Here is a 22,736-nt window from a genome sequence, read left to right as displayed (position 1 = left end):
AGTAATCCATATGTCTTATTCAATATTTTGAACTTGTTCTTTTATCTTTTCAAGCTCGCTTTTCATTTCGACAACCTTTTGGCTAATGTCTACATCATTTGCCTTCGAGCCAATCGTATTCATTTCCCGATTCATTTCCTGAACAAGAAAATCAAGCTTTCTGCCAATGCTCCCTTGAGTCTCGATAATCTTCAAAAATTGCTGCACATGGCTCGCTAGTCTTGTCAATTCTTCATTAATATCTGCCTTATCAGCAAACAAGGCCACTTCCGTTAAAAGCCTAGCTTCATCTACCTCAAAGCTCTCTGAAAGAAAGTCGCTCATTTTCTTTTGAAGCCGTTCACGATACTTCTCTACTACACGAGCTGAAAATGGCTTTAAAAAATCAACAACTTCTTGGATTACTTTTAGCTGTTTTTCTATATCAACTTTTAAAGCAGCACCTTCTGCTTTCCTCATTTCTTGCAGCTCTATCGCAGCCACATTTGTCACTTCTAGAATAACTTGTTCTAACTCGTGTGCACCATCTTCATTTTCAGTAACGGTAAAAACCTCTGGAAGCTGAATGAGTTGTTCAATTGTTAAAGAACCATCAAGATTATACATTTCTTTTGCTTTTTGAAGCGCTTTTTCATATTGCGAGAGCAAGATCCAATCTACTTGTAAGGAACGATTAATATAGCCCTCTCCTTCGATAGTTACGAAAACATCGACACGGCCTCGTTGTATGTATTGATTGACTATTTTTTTTATTTTTTCCTCAAATAATAAAAATTGTCTCGGCATCCGTACTGTAATTTCGCTAAAACGGTGATTAACCGACTTCATTTCAACAATCACCTTGAAATTATGAAGTTCCTTTTTGCTCCGACCAAATCCTGTCATACTTACGATCATATTTATCACATCCACTATCTTATTCTATATAATTTACGCTAGCACAACAAGTAAATTATATAAAATTTAGACTAAAGTTAAATTATAAAGGCTACGGATGAAAATAGAAATAAAAAAATGCTATACTATGTGTACATTGAGAGGTGGAACAAATGACATTTGATGGGATTGTAACGAAAGCCGTGACAGAAGAATTAATAGACAAGCTAGAACACGGGCGGATTTCAAGAATTTATCAACCTTATAAATATGATTTGATTTTTACAATTCGGGCGAAAGGAAAAAATCAGCAACTACTTCTTTCAGCTAATCCAAGCTATGCGAGATTACATATTACAACGGAAAGCTATGATAATCCTAAGGAGCCGCCGATGTTTTGCATGCTTTTAAGGAAGCATTTAGAGGGCAGCTTTATTGAAAAAATCGAACAAGATGGGCTTGAACGAATCATTAAATTTTATGTGCGAACAAAAAATGAAATCGGTGATGAGTCGATTAAAATTTTAATTGTGGAAATTATGGGACGTCATAGCAACATCCTTTTAATTGACGAAGAAAAAAATATTATTATAGACAGTATTAAACATGTCTCCCCCGCTATTAATCGCCATCGGACAGTTTTGCCAGGGTATGAGTATATGGCACCGCCCGAGCAGAACAAAGTAAACCCGTTAACGGCTACAGAAGAGATGCTACTATCAAAACTAAACTTTAACCAAGGGAAGCTTGGAAACCAATTAGTGGAGCATTTCTCCGGGATTTCACCATTGTTTGCTACTGAAGTGATTCATCGCGCCGGACTGGCTAATCGCATGACGCTTCCTAAAGCATTTTTTTCTGTGATAGAGCCGATTAAAAAGAAAAGTTATCAGCCGCAAATGATTACGGCTTCCAGCAAAGAATATTTCTATATTTGTGATTTAACACATTTAAAAGGCGAGGTTAAATATTTTGAATCCGTGAGCGAGCTATTGGATCGCTATTATTACGGAAAAGCAGAACGGGACCGCGTCAAGCAGCAAGCCAATGATTTAGAACGCTTTATTAAAAATGAATTAAACAAAAACAAAAAGAAAATCAAAAAGCTTGAACTGTCCCTCGCAGATGCCAAAAAAGCTGACCGCTATCAGTTGTTCGGTGAATTGTTAACAGCGAATATGTATGCTGCCAAAAAAGGGATGAAGGAAATTGACGTTATCAACTATTATGATGATAATGGCGCAACCGTAACAATCTCGCTTGACCCATTAAAAACACCATCGGAAAATGCACAAAGCTTGTTTTTAAAATATCAAAAGCTAAAAAATTCTGTTGACGTTGTCAAGGAGCAAATCAGCTTAACTGAAATTGAAATTGAATACTTTGATGGTTTACTGCAGCAGATTGAATCAGCCTCACCGAAAGATATTGAAGAAATGCGCGAGGAACTGGCTGAAGAAGGCTATTTAAAGATGCGCAAAAATGCCAAAAAAGCGAAGCAAAAAAATCAAAAACCAACTTTAGACTACTATACTTCATCGGATGGCGATGAAATCATTGTCGGCAAAAATAATAAGCAAAATGAATATTTGACGAATAAGCTCGCTAGAAGAGATGAGATTTGGCTTCATACGAAAGACATACCTGGCTCCCATGTCGTCATTCGAAATGAAGCACCATCGGAAGAAACTCTGCTTGAAGCCGCCACCATCGCTGCTTTTTTCAGCAAAGCAAAGGAGTCTAGCTCCGTACCTGTTGACTTTACTAAAATACGCCATATCAAAAAGCCAAATGGCGCCAAGCCTGGGTTTGTTATTTATGAAAATCAAACGACCTTGTATGTGACACCGGATGAGGAGTTGGTTTTAAAGTTGAGAAAGAAATAAAGAAAAAGCCTGTTGTTGCGGTTTAGTCCGTAAGACAGGCTTTTTATAGTTTTATTAAACTAACTAAGTCATTCTAAAAATTTTTAGTTTATTTTCTTTTCTAAATGCTTAAATTCGGTTACATTGTTATTTGTTGAATAAGAAATCTGATAGATATTATTCTTATTCTCTACCCAATACTTATAAGTAACTTCTGGCTCATTTTCAAAAATAACCCCAATATAATATGGATTAAGATGTTTTGAGCCATCCTCACGATGTGGTACTGTTGAAATCAACCATTTTTCATTAGGATAACGTTGTTCCAAATATGAACTTAATAAATTAACTTTCTTGTCGATTTGTGTATCAATCCAATAAGGGCGTGCAACAAAAAAAATACAATATGCCACCAATATAGAAAAAACTAAAGACCAACCAATTTTTCGCCAACTACCTTTTAAAAAAATTGTAATAATTACAGTTATTGTAATCATAGCACTTATAGTCAGTAGCTCAATTATTTCAGTAGGATGCATATTTATCGCCCTTCATTAGTATTTATAAAAAATAAGAAATGAAGCTCCTCCTTTGCTTAAAAGGAAGAGCCTTTACGTTAAGGTACATATTTAGTAGTACCCATAGCAAATTCAGACTCATTAATAGACCAATCAAAATAATGGGTACCAGAATTATATTGTCCACCATCTGGATCCTTATAGGCAGCTTGACCATTCCCATCATAACCCATACCTGTTAGAAAATGATGACTTGTTTCAATTTTCCATTTAAATCATTTGCGCTGGCAATTTGAGCTAAACTTAATAATGCGCTAAACAAAAGTAAACTAATAAACATTCTTGGAATTCTACCCATCTTTACATCTCCCCTACTTTTACTTAAATATTATGAAAAACTACTTTTTCCAAAAGCTCCCTTTAACTATAAAAAATCAGCACTGTTAATAAATTTAAAATATGAAATCGTCATTTTTCACTCTCTATTCTCGGTATATAATTTTTCTTGCAAGAAATCTCTTGCTTATAATGCTAGTCTATATTTCACTAAAAATACAACGAAAAAAGTTTGCGGTGTTATTTTGGTAGTATTTACAGTACATTACTCAAAGTTGCAATCATCGCCACTTTTTTCAGCAAAGCAACGAATTCAAGCTCCGTCCCTGTTGGCAACACAAAAATACGATATATTAAGAAGCTAAACGGTGTAAAGCCTGTTGTTGCGGTTTAATCCGTTAAACAGGCTTTAAAGTATTCTATTTATTCAAATGAAAAGACTTTACTTAGATCAATCACCAAATCATCAAAAATTGATACTTTAACTTCATCCTCTTCTGTATACATACCAGGTCTGCCATACCTTCCATTACTTTGAAGAGTAAAAACACCAACAATTTTTTCATCTGGTTCAACTACCCAGTATTCCTTTACCCCAGCCTGTTCATATTTGTTAAACTTCTCAACCTTATCTTTTCTTGCAGTTGAAGGTGAGATAATTTCAATAACCATATCCGGGCTACCTTTACAGCCACGATCATCTAATTTCGATTTATCGCATACAATCGAAATATCAGGTTCGAATACATTCTTTCTATCCAGTTCACTTTCACTTTTTTCATCTAGATTTAAAACAACATGAAAAGGCGCAGGATAAACCTTGCATTCCTTCCCTACTAAAAAATTGGCTATTTGCCGATGTAATTCAGAAAGCGTTTCTTGGTGTATCCTTGAAGGTGCTGCTTGTAAAAATGGAACTCCACTGATAATTTCTACTCTCTCATCTTCCGGCCATGATAAGTAATCTACATAAGTATAAATTCTATTTTCTTTCGGTAATGGCATATGATCACTTCCATTCCAAAGCTTTATTTCTCATGATTATACCATTTTTTCACTATGATTTGTTGCTAGTTCATTTTGTCAACGTAATTTCCACTTCATCCCCATAATGAATAATCGAATAGCTATTCCTATTCTTATTCACCTTGATGTTTTTACCGCGCACCTTTAGTTTGACAGGGGAATAGATTTCAAGCTCCTGCATTCCTTTTGTTGCTAATTTTAACCGCAACACATTTTTTTCGATAGAAATGATTTCTACTGGGCTATTTGAACGAACGAAATGGACTTGCTCTAGCATCGTTGATTTTTCAACAAAATCAATCTTTATTGGCTCATCTACACCGATGTAATAACCATCATTTCCTTCGTAGAAAAACATACTAGATGTTGTAATCTCTTTCCCTTCATACGCTTCCCCTAATTCAAGCTTAATTCCTAATGTTTTTTCATATTCTTTTACTTCTTCTGGGACATTTGAATAATCAGGTACAACAACTACCCCTTCATTTGTTGCGGCAAAGTGAACATCACCATAAAACGTGTTGAGGAAGCTCCTTGCCATTTGCTCCTCTGTTTGGAACGTGTACTTATATTTTTCTCGAAACTCATTCATAAAATTAATTTCGTCGATTAATTTTTTATACACCTTTGTCCCAGGCTTCATACTATGCTCAATATGTTCAAAATATGTTAGCGGAATATCGAACTTTGCTAGTCCATCCCAAGCCTGTGCATAGTTTAAATTATGCGGTGCTGGCGAGAATAAAATGAATTTCGAAAACCGCTCGTCTTCCTTTTCACTTGGCAGCATAAACGGAACAATCATTAAAAATTCCTTGCCATCCCTTGGTGCTGTGCTCACATTCGGTGGTCTAAAGCCAAAATTCCACCAAATTCCATATTCTTGTTGGTTTTTAAACGTCTGCAATGCATCCTTATTAATCGTCCATGTATGATGATTGACACCCATGTCCTCTTTCCAAGGGATACCAAGGTTGTTAAAAGAATTTCGATGGATCTCCATTTCGTGATTTTCGTTTTCGTCTGTTAAATTTTCATTAAAATACATATGCGGGATTAGCGGAATCTTTTTTGACTGAGAATGCGCAATATTTTCCTTGAACTCTCGCTTATAAGGAAATAACTGATCATCAATCGCATATGGGTTACCGTATTCAAGATGTCCTGTTAGTAAATCCTTCTTTCCATCCATATTCCAATCAACAACGACAGGAACTGTAAAATGCCCAACATTGATTGCATTTGTACCAAAGAAATTTTTCGTTTCCCCTGTGAGCTTCCCTTGATTTACAAGCAAACCATCGTCCTGCTGTAAGAAAACAGTAATCTCTCCAGATATATCGCCAACTAATAAATCAAGGTTGCCATCTTCATTCCAATCGACAACCGCTGGTGCAGCAAACGAATCGACTTGTAATACCCCATCAGAACTTTGAAGCGCAATTCCTTCACTTACATCAATGCTACCAGTCTCTTTTCCTTTATAAAAATAAACTTGACCTGTTTTGTCGCCAACAAGCAAATCAATGATTCCATCCCCGTCCCAATCAACCGCGGTAGGTGCCGCATTACCAACTAGCTTAATTGGGTTTCCATTCGCAGTTATATTTCCTTCTTTTGTAAATCCACCTTTCCCATCGTTCAAAAATAATAATAACTCTCCTGCTTCATTGCCAACAATTAGATCATCCTTTTGATTATCGTTCCAATCGACAACCGTTGGCGCAGCAGCTTGATCTACGTGAACATCTTTAAGCTCAACCGGTGATTCAAACAGCAGTTCACCTGCTTCCCCTGCATTTTGCATAAAATACACATTCCCATTGTAGGAACCAACAAGTAAATCAAGTTTTCCATCAGCATTCAAATCTGCTACTGTAGCATAAGCCCGATACGGAAGCTCTAACGGCGATAAAAACGTATGATAGCCTGGATACCGTTCAAAACGAATGATATCTTCTTTTGTAGTAAGTACCTTTCCAGCCGAGAAAAACGAATTTTCTTCTACATTAACAAAATTAGGTTCGCTGTTTGTTCCGATATTTTCATGAAACCTTAGTGTTTCCTGCCATTGACCACCATTATAGCTACCGCGCACGATGGAATACGTTGGAATTTGATTATGCTTTTCAAGGAGCTCCGTCCACTTAATCATATCCCGCAAAACAAATGAATAGAGTGCCTCATAATGGGCTTGCCACGCTAAACTAGGCCGCCCATATGTTCCATATGCCTTTTGAATTGAATACCCGTATTTCTCTTTGGCAATATATTTCATTAATTCATTTCTGAATAAATAATTGGCACTTGCATAGCCAAAATGGAAGTATTTCTGATTATTTTCAGCTTGCAAATCAAATCTTGTAATAAACTGTTCATTCGGAAGAAATTTGTTTGCCCAAATAACCGTGCCTTTTCCGTAAGATTGGGCTGTTAAAAGCGATAACTCTCCTTTATTAACTAGCGGTGTAGCTGTACCAATAACCGCTCCTTCTTTAAAATCAATATGATGCGTTGCCTTTAATCCTTGATATTTCCCATATATATCTGTAAAAGTGCGCCAAACTTCTTGCAAGCCGCTAAGATTGCGGCGAACTTCTGGGTATGTAAAAGATAATTCCTTATCTGTGATTGGCTCAAATCGTGTAATTCCAGTAAACTCCGATGGGAATTGTTTACCATATTCATGGGATAAAAATAAACTACCGCCGTCATTTACATATGATATAAGCTCATCTTTCACCTCTTCAATTTCTTTTTCTCCAAGCTGGCCATCAAGATAAATAAAATCATAATCCTTTTTTAAGTGTGAAAAATCTTTCAGAGCAACAGGTGTTACATGTATATTGGCAACTAATGATTGCTGAAGATGCTGAACAATACTTTTTGTATGGATATCCTCTGATGTGGATAATACGGCAACTTCAATTTCCTCTTCAAAATTTACACCTTTCGGAACTGAAATTTTTTGCGGCAAATAGGTTTCCATTTCCATCGTTCGATTTGCTGAACAACTGGCTAATAAAAGTACTGCGACTAGTAATATGACTAAATATTTATATTGATTCATGATCGTTCCTTTCCCATTCGGTTCTTTAAGAACAAATATTTAAACTGTACACCTAAAGTTGTCGTTACAAAAAATAATAATGTGAATAACAAAACGGTTATGGCATCGAAGCCGTCTACGAACGGCAACAAACTGTATGGCAATTGAAATAAAAAATACATATAAATGGAATCCAATACTAAATCGGAAAAAGCGTAGACAGGAAATGCTAGAAAACAAATAATAGCAATTGGCAATGTTATGAATAAATTTTTTCGGAAAGAGTTCTCCACTTTGATGAAAAATGCCGATAAAAATGAAAGCACTAAACTGCCAACACAAATAGTAAAAGTAACAGCTTGAATATTTCCTTCATTTTTCATTGCCAAGTAAGCGTACATTCCTAGAATAAAAACTATTAAAATATGAAACATGATTAATTTAATGCTATTTTTCAAGACAAAACACCTCAAACAATAAATTTTGCAAGACTACTATGTTGTATCCAAAACCGTAGATTCATTATTCCAACTGTTGTTGTTGTTAGTTTCACACTATGTCAATATTAGATAAATCTTGTCGAAATCCTGCTATAATTTTATTTTTTTCTTAAACTTCAATTATATCCTTCTTGATGTCAATCGCTATAAACATAAGGAACTCTTAGAAATTTCCAACTTAATTTCAGCTATCTTTTACCTTGATCAAGATATAGATGAACAACACGAACTGATTGACCGTTTAAACAGCCTAGCCCACATACTTTCAAATTTAACCGACGAAGAGTATAATTTATTTAAAGCATGGATGAAACGAATTTTTAAAAGGAGACTCCCAAAAGAGCAACATGCAACATTTGAAGATATTATTGATAAAACAAAACGAGAGGAGGCAGAAATCATGTTATCCAACCTAGAAGAAAACTTAAAGAAATTTGAAGCACAGGCCATTGAAAAAGGAATTGAAAAAGGAATTGAAAAAGGAATTGAAAAAGGACAAAAAGACGGAGAATTTAAAAAAGCAATTGAGATTGCAAAAAAAATGTTGCAAAAAGGTATGGATACTGAGGAAATTATGGAGTTAACTGGATTAAGTTATGACGACATTATGCGATATTCAATACATTAATAATCTACTCCACCTTTTAAAGTAAGTAAAAAAGCCTGTAACGGTAAAATCCGTTAAATCAGGCTTTTATTTTTGACCGCGATTTTATAATACTTCACTTGGCAACAACCTCAATTCCCTAGCCTTAGACACCGCTTCCCCGCGAGAGCTGACCTTTAAAGCAGTGAAAATTTTCGTCAAATGGTATTCCACCATGCGCTGGCTCATGGATAGCTTTTGAGCGATTTCTTTGTTCGACTTTCCAATCGAAGCCTCTAACAATACTTGCTGCTCTTTTTCATTTAAGACAATGCCTGATTCCGTATCACCATTATTTACTGCTCCTTTTATCTCTTTTCTTTGCAGTTGTCGCAGGAACGACACGGGTAAGATTGCCTCCCTTCGCAAAGCACATTTTATCGTTGTAGACAATTGGTCTTTCGATGCTGTTTTACTAATAAAGCCACTAGCGCCCGCCTCCATTAACAGATTGAAATACGACTCTATATCAAATCCTGTTAAAATCAAAACGATTGCTTCCGCATCTTTGGCAATGACTCGTTTTGTCAAATCAATCCCATTGATCGTATCTATAAATAAATCAAAAATATATAAATCAAAGCTGGAACTTTCTATCAACTCCATTGCTTCTTCTCCAGAAGCAGCCAGCATCACTTCATATTGATTGTCCGCTTCAATCATTGCTTTCGTACCTTCTCGAACAGATGGATGATCATCTACTAGTAAGATAGTAATCATCTTCATTCCCCCTCATTGACCGACAAGCACCTTGTTCTCCTTTTCCAACGGTATTTCAATTATGATTTCTAAGCCCTTGTCATCGCTTGAATTCCTAAATTCAATCTTTCCATCGACGCTTCTTACCCGTTCTTTTATTCCGTAAATTCCCAAACGACCATTAAAAGTTGTCACCTTATCCTCTGCCAAACCTTCTCCATTATCTTTATATTTTAAAATAATATGATTAAATTCAGATGTTAGGTAAAAACTAACTTTTGATGCATTGGAATGCTTCTCGGCGTTATTCATTAATTCTTGCGCAATCCGGTAAAGTGTTAACGTCATTTCATCTTCTAAAGAAATAGTAAAATTACTAGCAGCATTAAAATCAATCACTACATTTGTCCGCAATTGCAGCTTTTTAAAAAGATTTTCAAGTGCGCCAACAATGCCTGTTTCCTTCAAAAAAGGCGGCATTAATTCATTGCATGTTTCGCGGATTTCATGGATGACATCTAATAAACCTTCATTAACCCAAGCAAGCTCTTGTTTGATACTTGCCTCAAAATTGTATTTTTCAAGAATTTCCGATAATTCTCGATACAATACTAACTGGGCTTGAAGAGCGGAATCATGCAAATCAATCGATAATCGCTTTCTCTCCCTTTCCTCAATATGAAAAAGCATCTTTAGCATCCATGAAGGGGCATTTCCCTCTATTTTCATCGTTTCAAGCTCGCCGATTAAATCATCAATCATTTGCAGATTTTGATAGCTAACATTCATGAAATAAGAAATCGTTTTGAGCCATTCTTTTTCTTCATGGTTAAAAGCTGTAAAATTTCTTTTTTCTCCAAAAACTAGCACTAAAATTTTCTTAGTATTTTCGGCAACAATTAAATATGAGTCCGTGTTTAAAGATTGTAGCTCTCCAAAAAAGTATTTTCCATTGTATTGGATAAGCTGCTCATGTAGTAACTCAAAATCATACCCCCATTTATTTCCGTTTACCAAACCGAGATTATCAGTCTCCTTATCATATTCCAGTAAAGCGATATTTTTTAATCCTAAAACCGCTTTAATTTCATTAACAAAATACTGTTCGACCACTTTCCTGCTTTTTTCACGCGATAAAAATGCAACAAACTGGTAAATACTAGATTGTAGATTATATTTTTCAGCAAATAGGTTGCTGCGAAAACGATAATCCAATTCTTCTTTTATGTAAAAAACAATAATGAAAAACAAATAGACAACAACAAATAGTTGCAGCCATTTTTGTACGGATACTTCATGAATAGCAACAGCTCCCATTATAACCAATAGTAGTGAAGGGGCAAGTGCTAATAAAGCATAATAAAAAATCCGCTTTATATAGAAATTAATATCAAAAAAGCGATTTGTAGACACTAAATAAACAAATGTAAGCGGCAAAAAACAAGTAAATAAAAAAGAAACCTCTCCAGAAATAAATTCCTGTTTAAAAATAATCGTTGGGATGGCATAAAGCAAAGTAAACGGTAAAAATGAAATAAAAATACCAACAATAATGATTTTAAAAAGTGAACTATAAATGGATTTCCGATATTTCAAAAAGCTTCTTCCGAAAAAATAAAGACAACTACAAACGTTTATAAAAAACATGAATAAAGTTAACGTCCTTATTACTGAATATAAAATATTGTTTAAAGGTAAAAATAGAAATAAAAGCGAAATAATTAGCATAAAAAAATTAGCTATATAAAGTTTTTTTATCAAATGAAAACTAGCAAACTTTAAATTATATTTTTGAAAATATAAAAAGAAAAAATGAAAGAGCAACAAGGGCATTAATAATAGAGTACTTATGGCAAAAAACTGAGCAAGTGGCTCTGTTCGGGCTGATGCCGCACCAGCAAAAAAGCCTATCCCATATAATTGAAATAGCACCACCAATATAATAGCAACCTTTTCGTTTCTCTTGTATTTAAATAAGAACGCACTAAACAATATAGAAAGAATTAGAATAAAAAATGGAAAGACAATATGTAAGAGAAATTGGTCCCTATAAAATCGTGATTGTAAATCATATTTCAAAATATCCCCATTTCTTTCAATTACAATGTCATGTACTTGCTCAACAAGATTGTACTTCTTAACAGATTCATGTTTTTCAGGAGTATCTCCATCGATATTGAGAATGATATCCCCTTCCTTTATTCCTACATGCTCTGCTGCTCCCTGTGGAAAAACATTTATAATTTCATATTGTTTATTTTTAGTTTCTTCAACTTTAATTCCAATATGGGGATATTTCACAGTAATAGCAGTAAAATAGATGCATAAGAAGAATACTGTAAAAATTAATAAACTAAATGTACTTTTTGACATGGAATCACCTAAAACTATCATAATATTTATATTTCTTTTAGTATAAATGAAAAAGCTAGATTCTTCATTCAACGAATAGAATCTAGCTAATAAAATTTAGAACCAATAACTTGATAAAGTTTTAACAGTGCCATTCAATACATTCAATATAATTTGAACTTCTTCCTGACTTACGCCAACTAAACTTGCGAAGCCATTTTGAACCTGCTCTAACACATCTTGATTTTTTACTAAATGCTGAACAATTTCTGAAATCATCATTATTCCTCCCAATAGTTTAGTAGACTTATAAATTTATTTATCTAAATAGCATGGATTGAATGCTCTTTTTGCCATCCTCTGAAATATCCATGCTATTGATAACCTTCTTCGACTTGCTTATTTCAAGCTGCATAATAACTTGGGCATATTCAATCGCTCCCGATTTTTGTATCATAGAAACGATTTCTTTTTGCTTTGCTTTCATATGTTCTAGCGGTATGTTCCCTTCATAATAGCTCTTTAGCTCAAGAAACTCTGCAGCATTATGATGTAAAAGATACAAAACAGGCAACGTCTTCTTTTTATGTAAAAAATCATTTTTGCTATTTTCCTGTTGAATATCGCTAATATCATTGGCAATTTGAACAGCGATACCAAAGTGTTCAGCATAGTCTTTAACATTTTGAAGCTGTTGGAATTTTGCAAAAATAGCTCCTACTAGACAAGCACATGAAATAAGTGAACCTGATTTTTCTTTCGTAATTGTTACGTAATCACTCTCATTATGAATTTCATTTCTAGCATCATGCTCTTGTCCATATATACAACGCAACGTATGGTCATTAAACATTTTCTTTGCTTGCTGTTTAACAGCATTATCAAAACGACTTTCATCAATCGCTTTTTGGCTTGCAATCAAGAGAGCCATTGCAATATGGGTAGCAGTTGATGATGCTTGTTTCATCCATGGCGGGTTGGGATTATCTTCGTCAACCAAATCATCAAAAATATCAATGGCTAGTATTAATAATTCCATTCCAGCAGCAATTCGTACGATTTCACCGCTTTTTCCACCAAATAATTCATAATGAAATAAAACTAACTCAGCAAACCGAAATCCTTCTTTCTCTTTGAAATCAATGAAGCTTGTAACCAACTCTTTCATTTGTTCATCAAAAAAAGATTTTTCCACTATTTGCAGCATTGTTTCTTTTAACTCTATCATCAATGTCCACCTTTTTGCCACTTACATTTATAATTTGGTTCCTTAACTGAGATTATACTGGATAATGTGACAAATTTCACCGAAATTCGATTGCGGCTTTCCGCAATAGCATTTCGGATACTAGATTGCTCATTTGTTTTCTTCAGAATATTTCCAACATGAAGTTTATTCTGCCAATATCGACTATCTTCTACAGCGACAACTTTAATATTTTTCATCAATTTTCACGCTTCTCCCGCATATTATTTTAACCAACACAATATGTCGACAGTTTTTATTTCGGTTGATGTTGCAATTTTTTTGGTAAAATGCGGGATGAATCGGCTATAAAGCCCATAGATGCACCGAAAAATGATTGCGGAGAAACCGCAATCGCATTTGTTGCCAAAATTAAAAGCCTGTAACAATTTAATCGTTAAACAGACTTTTAATTCTTTATTCTTTTTATTAATCAACCATTTTTTTAGCCCCCATTGCAAACAATCTTGGTCTGATATACAACTTAATTGGTACTTACCAAATAGAGTATTCCATTTAAATGAATTCTTCTACATTTTTCTACTCCTTCCCTCCGAAATCCCATTGCGGTAAACCGCAATAAAATCTCGTTGTAATTTGTTTAAAAAATGAGCTATGTTAATAATAGAAAGCGCTTTAAGTTGCCATGATATTTGTTTCATTTTAAAATTCACAATTTATTACATAGAATTAAACAACCGGAGGTTATGTTAAGATGCGAGTTAGTATTGGAGATAAAGTTTTATATCGGGGAAAAGAATATAACATTATCCATGTTTATGCAAGCAATTTTTGTGAAATACGTGAAGCTGGAACCTTCAAAACTATTCTTGTTCATTTGAATGATGTCGAATGTCTGCATAAAGATGATCCAATCGTTGCATTTTTCGATTAAACTAAAGTTTAATTTTATACAAAATATATAAACCCCTCTATTTCTGAGGGGTTATTTGTTTAGTAGCACTATTTTGTTAGCAAATTCTTTTACAGTCCCATCCAGCTTTCATCTTCTGGATTTTTGCGCCATTCTTTTAATTTTTCAAGCTCTGTTTCGCTTACTAAACCTTTTTCTAAAGCAACTTCAATTAGGTTAGAATAATCGCTTAAAGCATATGCTTTAATATTCGCATCGTTTAACTGTTTATAGCCGCGTTCCAATTCATACGTGAAAATTGCCACTGTCCCGAGTACTTCACAGCCAGCTTCACGTAGCGCTTCAACTGCTGTGATGACACTGCCGCCGGTTGAAATTAAGTCTTCAACAACAACAACTTTTTGGCCTGGTTTGACTGCACCTTCAATTTGATTGCCTCGACCATGGCCTTTTGGCTTTGAGCGGACATAGCACATTGGCAAATTAAGAAGGTCGCTTACCCAAGCAGCATGCGGGATGCCAGCTGTTGCTGTGCCAGCCACCATTTCACAGTTCTGAAACTCTTCTGCAATTAATACCGCTAATCCTTTAGCGATTTCTTTACGCAGCTCTGGGTATGATAATGTTAAGCGGTTATCACAATAAATCGGTGATTTGATCCCTGATGACCATGTAAATGGGTCACTAGGCTTCAAATGCACCGCACCTATTTCTAATAATTTTGAGGCAATTTTGCGTTTCATTTACTTCCCCTCCCATTGTTGACGGACAATTTTATATGCTTCCAGTGGGTTTTCTGCTTTAGTAATTGGGCGGCCGACAACGATGCCCCAGCTTCCCCTTTTCCATGCTTCTTCTGGTGTTGCAACTCGTACTTGATCATCAACAGTGTCACTTTTCAGGCGGATTCCCGGTGTGACCGTTAAAAAACTTGGCCCACACGCCTCCATAATTTTTTCAACTTCCCACGTGGAGCAAACAACACCGTCTAAGCCGCTCGCACTTGCATTTTTAGCATAGCTGACAACAACCGCTTCAAGCGGTTCATTGATTAATAACTGCTCTTGTAACATCTCTTGTGATGTGCTTGTCAACTGCGTAACCGCAATGCATTTTGGCCGTTCTTTACCAGCACGAGTTCCCTCGTCTAACCCTTCTAACGCTGCTTCCATCATTTGTTTACCACCAGCGGCATGAACATTGACAATGTCAACATCAAACGACGCTAAATTTCGCATTGCACTTTTAACCGTATTCGGAATATCATGAAGCTTTAAATCTAGGAAAATTTTATGGCCGTTTTCTTTCAAAAAAGCAAGGATTTCAGCGCCTTCCTTGTAAAACAGCTCCATCCCGACTTTTACATATAATGATTCATTTTCAAATGGAGCTAGAAATTGCTCTACTTCAAGCTTGCTCGGAAAATCAAGAGCTACAATTAGCGGTCTTTGCGTCACGATCCCAGCTCCTTCCTGTCAGCTCTGAAATATGCTCTACACCAAGCTTGTCCAAAAGCACAGGCAATTCTTCAATAATTGTTGGACATGCATATGGGTCTACGAAATTCGCTGTGCCAACTGCAACCGCACTTGCCCCTGCCATGAAAAACTCAGCAACATCTTCAGCCGTTGAAATACCGCCCATACCAATGATTGGAATATTCACCTTTTGGCTTACTTGATAAATCATTCGAATGGCGACAGGCTTAATCGCAGGGCCTGATAAACCGCCAGTTTTGTTTGCCAAAATCGGTTTTCCTGTTTTTAAATCAATTCGCATGCCAAGCAAAGTGTTAATCATCGTTAGGCCGTCAGCACCCGCTTCTTCAACTGCAACAGCCATTTCGACAATATCAGAGACATTCGGTGATAGCTTTACATAAACAGGAACACTTGACACTTCTTTTACTTGCCTTGTTAATTCAAAAGCAACCTCTGGAACCGTTCCGAATTGAATGCCGCCGCTTTTGACGTTTGGACATGAAATATTTAGCTCCAACGCATGAACATTCGGAGCTTTCGATATTTTTTCGGCAACCTGCAAGTAATCTTCGACTTGCGAACCGGCAACATTGGCGATAATCGGCACGTCAAACTGCTCAAGCCACGGCAATTCACGTTCGACAACAGCATCTAAGCCAGGGTTTTGCAAGCCAATCGCATTTAACATCCCAGCGCTTGTTTCCGCCACCCTTGGTGTGGAATTGCCATATCTCGGCTCTGCTGTCGTTGCTTTAATCATAATGGCCCCAAGCTTTGAAAGATCATAAAACTGGCTGTATTCACGGCCAAAGCCAAAGCAGCCTGAAGCTGGCATAATCGGATTTTTTAAATTTAAACCTGGAAGGCTCACATTCAGTCGATTCATCATAGTAAAACCTCCCCAATTGGAAAGACAGGGCCATCACTGCATACTTTGCGATAAGCCGCACCTGTAGGGTCTTCCTGCAAATGGCAGACACAAGCAAAGCAAGCACCAATGCCGCAGCCCATCCGCTCTTCTAATGAGATAAAGCCTTTTTTATCACTGAAACGCTCGTTCAATGCTTTTAACATTGGTGTTGGACCGCAAGAATATAAATAATCAAATTGAAGATTCTCAGCGGCAATGACATCCGTTACAAATCCTTTTATTCCATAGGAGCCATCAACCGTTGCGATATAAGTTGGGCCAAGCTTTTTAAATTTTTCTTCATAAAACATAACAGATTTATCTTGGAAGCCGAAAACATGGATAACGTTCACACCTTTTCGGACTAACTGTTTTGAAAGATTGTAGAGCGGCGGCACACCGATGCCGCCCCCTACTAATAATGCAGTTTCGCCTTTTTCAATTTCAGCAATTGGAAAGCCATGACCTAATGGCCCTAACACATCAACTGCATCATTTTCGATTTTCTTACATAACAATGTTGTGCCTTTTCCTTCCGCACGGTAAATCATTGTAAAGCGGTTATTATCATAATCGATATCGCAGATGCTGATTGGTCTTCGTAACAATGGATCTAAGCGATCATCAACTTTTAGATGAACAAATTGTCCGGCCTCTTGCATTTTTGAGACAAGCTCCCCTTCAAGAACAAGCTCGTAAATGTTTTTAGCAATTTCAACTTGCGAAACAACCTTCATCCATTGTTTTTTCATTGTGTTACAACCACCTTTGCTTTTTCAAACTTCGGCATTTCATCTGTTGCAAATGTCATTGATTCTAATACTCGTAAAATAGCAGTAGCTGTATCTAATGATGTTAAACAAGCAACACCATTTTCAACGGACTCGCGGCGGATTCTGAAACCATCACGGGCAGGCTGTTTGCCCTTTGTCAATGTATTGATGACAAATTGTGCTTCGCCGTTCCTAATCACATCAAGTAAATTATGGTCTTCTGAGCCAATCTTGTTAACAACAGTAACAGGAATATTTTCTTGTTGAATCTGTGCTGCTGTCCCTGCAGTTGCAAGAATGCGATAACCAATTTTATAAAAACGACGGGCAATATCTAGAGCTTCCTCTTTATCCTTATCAGCAACTGTTAATAACACAGCACCATAGCTTGGAATCGAAATTCCAGATGCAACTAGCCCTTTATATAAGGCTTTTTCAAGTGTTACATCACGGCCCATTACTTCACCTGTTGATTTCATTTCTGGACCAAGCGTAATATCGACTCTTCGTAATTTTGCAAATGAGAACACCGGTGCTTTAACAAACACTTCATTGCTTTCAGGATGGTAACCTGTTTCATATCCTAAATTTGGTAGCTTCTCACCAAGAATGACTTTTGTTGCAATATTTGCCATTGGTACACCGGTAATTTTACTTAAAAACGGCACCGTCCGGCTTGAACGTGGATTCACTTCTAACACATACACTTGATTTTCAAACACAACAAACTGAATATTTAATAAGCCGACAATTTCGAGGCCCTGAGCAATTCTCGTTGTATAATCGATAATTTGCTCTTTAATCTCCGCTGATAATGATTGCGATGGATACACAGCAATTGAGTCACCGGAGTGTACTCCTGCGCGTTCGATATGTTCCATAATCCCTGGAATATAAACATTTTCACCATCTGAAATGCCGTCCACTTCAATTTCTTTTCCCACCATATAACGGTCAACTAAAACTGGGTGCTCTGGATTTACTTTTACGGCATTTTCCATGTAGTGCAACAATTCTTCTTCATGGTAGACAATTTCCATCGCACGTCCGCCAAGTACATAAGATGGGCGAACTAACACAGGGTAACCAATGTCTGTTGCTACCTTGACTGCTTGTTCAACAGATGTTGCTGTTTTTCCTTTCGGCATTGGAATGCCAATCGCTGTTAATGCTTGTTCGAACTTGTCACGGTCTTCAGCACGGTCCATATTTTCTAACGATGTTCCGAGAATTTTCACCCCTCTTGCGGCTAGTTCTGCAGCTAAGTTAATGGCTGTTTGTCCACCGAACTGAACGACAACACCGATTGGTTTTTCAACTTCGATGACATGCATCACATCTTCCACTGTTAATGGCTCAAAATAAAGCTTGTCTGATGTACTAAAGTCTGTTGAAACTGTTTCTGGATTATTGTTAATAATGATTGCTTCATAGCCTGCTTCTTTAATCGCCCAAACAGAGTGTACAGTTGCATAGTCAAATTCAACCCCTTGACCAATGCGGATAGGACCAGAACCTAAGACTAAGACGCTTTCCTTTTTAGTTAGGATTGATTCATTTTCTTCTTCATATGTTCCATAAAAATATGGTGTTTCTGATTCAAATTCAGCCGCACATGTGTCAACCATTTTATAAACCGGCATGATGCCATTTTCTTTGCGGAAGTTATAGATTTCGCGCTCATGCTTATTCCAAAACTTCGCAATCACAATATCAGAGAAACCTTTTTCTTTCGCTTCACGTAAAAGCTCAATATTCATCGGTTGTTCTTTAAACAGTGCTTCAAAATCAATTAAGCCCTTCAATTTATTCAAGAAGAAGCGGTCGATTTTGCTCCACTCATGAATTTGATCGACTGTAATGCCGCGGCGGAACGCTTCAGCAATGACAAATAGTCGTTCATCGTCAGCCACTTCAATCCGTTTTTGTAATGTCGCGTCATCAAGGTCTGCCATCGCCTCAATTTCGATATGATACACTTTCGCTTCTAGTGAACGAACCGCTTTTAATATGGATTCTTCAAAGCTACGGCCAATCGCCATTACTTCACCAGTTGCTTTCATTTGCGTACCAAGCTTACGATTTGCTGCCTCAAATTTATCAAACGGCCAGCGAGGTATTTTCGAAACAATGTAATCAATCGTTGGTTCAAAGCACGCATAAGTTCTTCCAGTTACTGGATTCATCATTTCATCTAGCGTTAAACCAATAGCAATTTTCGCGGCAAGCTTCGCAATTGGATAGCCTGTTGCTTTTGAAGCAAGTGCCGAAGAACGGCTTACCCGTGGATTTACTTCGATAATATAGTACGTATAGCTATGTGGATCTAGTGCTAACTGAACGTTACAGCCACCTTCAATTTTTAAAGCACGAATAATTTTTAAAGACGCATTTCGTAATAGTTGGTACTCACGGTCAGTTAATGTTTGGACTGGAGCAACAACGATTGAATCACCTGTATGGACGCCCACTGGATCAAAGTTTTCCATACTACAAACGACGATTGCATTGTCATTTGAATCCCGCATCACTTCATATTCAATTTCCTTGAAGCCGGCAATGCTTTTTTCAATTAAACATTGTGTTACAGGGCTGTATTTTAAGCCGCTTGCAACGATTTCCTTCAATTCTTCTTCATTTGCACAAATTCCGCCACCCGTTCCACCTAATGTGAAGGCAGGACGGACTATAACAGGGTAGCCGATTTCTTCAGCAAATGTTAACGCCTCTTTCACCGTATGAATAATCGCACTTTCAGGAATCGGCTCGCCGAGTTCATTCATTAGCGTACGGAATTCGTCACGGTCTTCCGCCTGTTGAATCGCTGATAGTCTTGTTCCTAATATTTCAACGCCACATTCTTCTAAAACACCTGCGTTATGAAGCTCTACCGCCATGTTTAAGCCTGTTTGTCCGCCAAGTGTAGGTAGTAATGCATCTGGACGTTCTTTGCGAATGATTCTGCTGACAAATTCTAAAGTAAGTGGTTCAATATAGACTTTGTCAGCAATTTCTGTATCTGTCATAATTGTTGCTGGATTTGAGTTTACAAGAATAACCTCATAGCCTTCTTCTTTTAAAGCTTGACAAGCCTGTGTTCCAGCATAATCAAACTCAGCAGCTTGTCCAATTACGATCGGGCCAGAGCCGATTACTAATATTCTTTTAATATCTACGCGTTTTGGCATACAGCTTCGCCTTCTTTCTTATGAGTTTCAATTAAGTTCATAAATTCATCAAATAAATAGTTTGAATCCTCTGGTCCTGGGGACGCTTCAGGGTGAAACTGTACCGTAAAGGCTGGATAGTCTAAATGCTTTAAGCCTTCAATTGTATCGTCATTTAGTGCGACATGTGTAACTTCAAGACGTGTATTTGTAATCGAATCGATATCAATTGTATAACCATGATTTTGTGCTGTAATATCAATGGCACCTGTCTTAATATTTTTCACTGGATGATTGCCGCCGTGATGACCGAATTTCATTTTGCTACTCTTTGCACCACAAGCTAAAGCAAATAGCAGATGTCCTAAACATATTCCAAAAATCGGTGCTTTTCCTAACACAGCTTTAATCATTTGAATTGCTTCAGGAACGTTCAATGGATTTCCAGGCCCATTTGATAATAGAATGCCATCAGGTTTTAGGCGTAGTACTTCTTCAGCCGTCACATTATATGGAACAACAGTTATATCGCAATTGCGGCTGTTTAGTTCTCGCAAAATTCCATGTTTCATTCCAAAATCAACGACTACAACACGATGCCCTCTACCTGAACTTGGATACGCTGATTTTGTCGAAACAGTTGCCACTTGGTTCGTTGGTAGTGGCTGTTTTTTTAGATTTGCAACAACCTCATTTACATCAACGTCGATTCCACAAATGGCCCCTTTTAATGTTCCGTGCTTACGAATGATTCGCGTTAATTTTCGCGTATCAATTCCTTGTAAACCTGGGATGTCCTTATTTTTCAAAAATTCATCTAATGTTTCCGTACTTCTCCAATTAGAAGGTGTTTCAGCTACTTCCTTTACAATTAAGCCGTGAATCGAAGGAGTAATCGTTTCAAAATCATCACGATTAATACCGTAATTACCTATTAGTGGATAAGTTAATGTCACAATTTGTGCACAGCAAGATGGGTCTGAAATGACTTCTTGATAACCTGTCATCCCTGTACTAAATACAACCTCACCGCTTGTATCTTTATTGCTACCAAATCCTTTTCCTATAAATACAGTGCCATCTTCTAAAATTAATTGCCGTTTCATTATGCTCGACTCTCCTTCTCCCAAACAATTTTGCCATTTACAATTGTTGCAGTATTCCAGCCCTTGCAATTCCAACCATTGAATGGAGTATTTTTTCCTTTTGATAAAAAGTTTTCGCGATCAATCGCTTCTTCTTGTTCTAAATCAATGATTGCTAAATCAGCAATACTGCCAACTTCTATTTTCCCATACGGTAAATTAAAAGTCTCGCATGGTTTACTTGCTAAGTAATCCACTAATTGTTTTAACGTCATTTTTCCAGATTGTACAAAATTCGTATAAAGCAATGGAAAGGCTGTTTCTAAGCCAACGATGCCAAATGGCGCTTCTGTTATTGGCCATGCTTTTTCTTCTTCTGTATGCGGGGCATGGTCTGTGGCGATGAAATCAATCGTCCCATCTAATAGCCCCTCTATTAAGACGTCACGGTCTTCCTTCCCACGTAAAGGAGGATTCATTTTGTAATTTGTATCTAGACTAGGGATATCTTCATCACATAATAGTAAATGATGAGGTGTAACCTCTGCTGTCACATTGATTCCCGCACGTTTTGCATCTCTGACAACCCGGACGGACTCCTTCGTACTTATATGGCAGACATGATAATGGCAGCCTGTAGCTTCAGCTAACAGTACGTCTCTTGCAATTTGCACTGATTCACAAACAGAAGGAATCCCATTCATTTGATGTTTTTTCGAAAATTCTCCTTCATGGACAGCACCTTTATTAATAAGCGAATTATCCTCACAATGGGCGACAATTGCCATGTCTAACGCCGCCGCATTTTTCATCGCTTGAAGCATCATACCAGCACTTTGCACGCCAACACCGTCATCTGTAAAAGCAAATGCTCCCGCTTCTTTTAATGCTAGAAAATCTGTCAATTCTTCGCCAAGCTCACGGATTGTAATCGAAGCATACGGAAGCACTCTAACATTTGCTGTTTCCTTGATGCGATTGTTTAGCCATTCTATTTGTTCCTTCGTATCTGGTACTGGGCGCGTATTCGGCATGGCGGCAACAGTCGTAAATCCACCTCTTGCCGCCGCTAACGTACCCGTTGCAATTGTTTCCTTCTTTTCGCCGCCAGGCTCACGCAAGTGCACATGTAAATCAACAAAACCGGGAGTGACAAGCTTTCCAACAACATCAACTATTTTGTCTGCATTTTCATGTTGAATTGCATCTGCAATTTGTGAAATCACACCATTTTCAATGAGTAAATCTTTTTTTACAAGCTCTCCAGTAGAATTTAATAATGTACAATTTTTTAATAATAATGACAATCAATACTCCCCCTTTATACCACTTT

20 protein-coding genes are annotated in these 22,736 nt (G+C 36.9%); 3 read left to right on the top strand and 17 right to left on the bottom strand.

Translation table 11 applies throughout. The features are described 5' to 3' along the window. Window positions 1-15: 15 nt before the first annotated feature. On the bottom strand, window positions 16-897 hold the full coding sequence (locus GX497_15370) for a YicC family protein (protein HHY74571.1): 882 nt from the start codon (window positions 895-897) through the stop codon (window positions 16-18). Window positions 898-1,049: 152 nt separating this feature from the next. Between GX497_15370 and GX497_15365 the strand changes: the two genes are divergently transcribed. After that, the gene (locus tag GX497_15365) at window positions 1,050-2,762 is read left to right on the top strand and encodes a fibronectin/fibrinogen-binding protein (protein ID HHY74570.1); all 1,713 of its coding nucleotides are present in this window, start codon (window positions 1,050-1,052) and stop codon (window positions 2,760-2,762) included. Between the two features lie 83 nt (window positions 2,763-2,845). On the opposite strand, the gene GX497_15360 is transcribed toward GX497_15365, so the two are convergent. The 4 genes from GX497_15360 to GX497_15345 form a co-directional block, all read right to left on the bottom strand. Beyond that, window positions 2,846-3,280 carry a hypothetical protein gene (locus GX497_15360; GenBank protein HHY74569.1) on the bottom strand — a complete coding sequence of 145 codons (435 nt, stop codon included), beginning with the start codon at window positions 3,278-3,280 and terminating at the stop codon, window positions 2,846-2,848. Window positions 3,281-4,018: 738 nt separating this feature from the next. Further along, complete coding sequence (locus GX497_15355; protein ID HHY74568.1) at window positions 4,019-4,600, bottom strand: Uma2 family endonuclease; 582 nt, start codon at window positions 4,598-4,600, stop codon at window positions 4,019-4,021. A 70-nt stretch (window positions 4,601-4,670) separates the two neighbouring features. Next, a complete protein-coding gene (locus GX497_15350) occupies window positions 4,671-7,691 on the bottom strand; it encodes a VCBS repeat-containing protein (GenBank protein HHY74567.1) in 3,021 nt (1,006 codons plus the stop codon). Next, window positions 7,688-8,128: a hypothetical protein gene (locus GX497_15345; GenBank protein HHY74566.1), complete on the bottom strand. Its 441-nt coding sequence runs from the start codon at window positions 8,126-8,128 to the stop codon at window positions 7,688-7,690. Before GX497_15345 ends, GX497_15350 begins: the two co-directional genes overlap by 4 nt. A 118-nt stretch (window positions 8,129-8,246) precedes the next feature. On the opposite strand from GX497_15345, the gene GX497_15340 reads away from it, so the two are divergent. Then, window positions 8,247-8,798: a hypothetical protein gene (locus GX497_15340; GenBank protein HHY74565.1), complete on the top strand. Its 552-nt coding sequence runs from the start codon at window positions 8,247-8,249 to the stop codon at window positions 8,796-8,798. Window positions 8,799-8,882: 84 nt separating this feature from the next. On the opposite strand, the gene GX497_15335 is transcribed toward GX497_15340, so the two are convergent. From GX497_15335 to GX497_15315, 5 genes are all read right to left on the bottom strand, one after another. Further along, window positions 8,883-9,536 (bottom strand): response regulator transcription factor, encoded by a 654-nt coding sequence (locus GX497_15335; GenBank protein ID HHY74564.1) that lies wholly within the window; start codon window positions 9,534-9,536, stop codon window positions 8,883-8,885. Window positions 9,537-9,548: 12 nt separating this feature from the next. Then, a complete protein-coding gene (locus GX497_15330) occupies window positions 9,549-11,888 on the bottom strand; it encodes a PDZ domain-containing protein (protein HHY74563.1) in 2,340 nt (779 codons plus the stop codon). Between the two features lie 96 nt (window positions 11,889-11,984). Beyond that, entirely contained in the window at window positions 11,985-12,146 is a 162-nt protein-coding gene (gene comX, locus GX497_15325; GenBank protein HHY74562.1) for a competence pheromone ComX, read from the bottom strand. A gap of 40 nt (window positions 12,147-12,186) precedes the next feature. After that, window positions 12,187-13,095: a polyprenyl synthetase gene (locus tag GX497_15320; protein ID HHY74561.1), complete on the bottom strand. Its 909-nt coding sequence runs from the start codon at window positions 13,093-13,095 to the stop codon at window positions 12,187-12,189. Continuing rightward, entirely contained in the window at window positions 13,095-13,316 is a 222-nt protein-coding gene (locus GX497_15315; protein ID HHY74560.1) for a hypothetical protein, read from the bottom strand. Before GX497_15315 ends, GX497_15320 begins: the two co-directional genes overlap by 1 nt. A gap of 512 nt (window positions 13,317-13,828) precedes the next feature. Here GX497_15315 and GX497_15310 point away from each other — a divergent pair. After that, window positions 13,829-14,008, top strand: coding sequence for a hypothetical protein (locus GX497_15310; GenBank protein HHY74559.1), 180 nt, complete (start codon window positions 13,829-13,831; stop codon window positions 14,006-14,008). An 89-nt stretch (window positions 14,009-14,097) separates the two neighbouring features. On the opposite strand, the gene GX497_15305 is transcribed toward GX497_15310, so the two are convergent. The 7 genes from GX497_15305 to GX497_15275 are packed head-to-tail and all read right to left on the bottom strand — an operon-like array spanning window position 14,098 to window position 22,710. Further along, complete coding sequence (locus GX497_15305) at window positions 14,098-14,730, bottom strand: orotate phosphoribosyltransferase (protein HHY74558.1); 633 nt, start codon at window positions 14,728-14,730, stop codon at window positions 14,098-14,100. Then, window positions 14,731-15,444: an orotidine-5'-phosphate decarboxylase gene (pyrF, locus tag GX497_15300; GenBank protein ID HHY74557.1), complete on the bottom strand. Its 714-nt coding sequence runs from the start codon at window positions 15,442-15,444 to the stop codon at window positions 14,731-14,733. Then, window positions 15,413-16,354 (bottom strand): dihydroorotate dehydrogenase, encoded by a 942-nt coding sequence (locus tag GX497_15295; protein HHY74556.1) that lies wholly within the window; start codon window positions 16,352-16,354, stop codon window positions 15,413-15,415. Before GX497_15295 ends, pyrF begins: the two co-directional genes overlap by 32 nt. After that, window positions 16,354-17,130, bottom strand: coding sequence for a dihydroorotate dehydrogenase electron transfer subunit (locus GX497_15290; protein HHY74555.1), 777 nt, complete (start codon window positions 17,128-17,130; stop codon window positions 16,354-16,356). Before GX497_15290 ends, GX497_15295 begins: the two co-directional genes overlap by 1 nt. Then, complete coding sequence (carB, locus tag GX497_15285; GenBank protein HHY74554.1) at window positions 17,127-20,339, bottom strand: carbamoyl-phosphate synthase large subunit; 3,213 nt, start codon at window positions 20,337-20,339, stop codon at window positions 17,127-17,129. The genes GX497_15290 and carB overlap by 4 nt, the downstream gene beginning before the upstream one ends. Continuing rightward, on the bottom strand, window positions 20,324-21,424 hold the full coding sequence (gene carA / locus GX497_15280) for a glutamine-hydrolyzing carbamoyl-phosphate synthase small subunit (GenBank protein HHY74553.1): 1,101 nt from the start codon (window positions 21,422-21,424) through the stop codon (window positions 20,324-20,326). The genes carB and carA overlap by 16 nt, the downstream gene beginning before the upstream one ends. Further along, window positions 21,424-22,710, bottom strand: a complete 1,287-nt coding sequence (locus GX497_15275) for a dihydroorotase (GenBank protein HHY74552.1) — start codon at window positions 22,708-22,710, stop codon at window positions 21,424-21,426. Before GX497_15275 ends, carA begins: the two co-directional genes overlap by 1 nt. Window positions 22,711-22,736: the final 26 nt, after the last annotated feature.

Origin of the sequence: Bacillus sp. (in: firmicutes) (assembly GCA_012842745.1) — a bacterium.
Classification (GTDB): Bacteria; Bacillota; Bacilli; order Bacillales; family Bacillaceae_J; genus Schinkia.
This window is presented reverse-complemented; position numbering and strand designations above follow the sequence as displayed.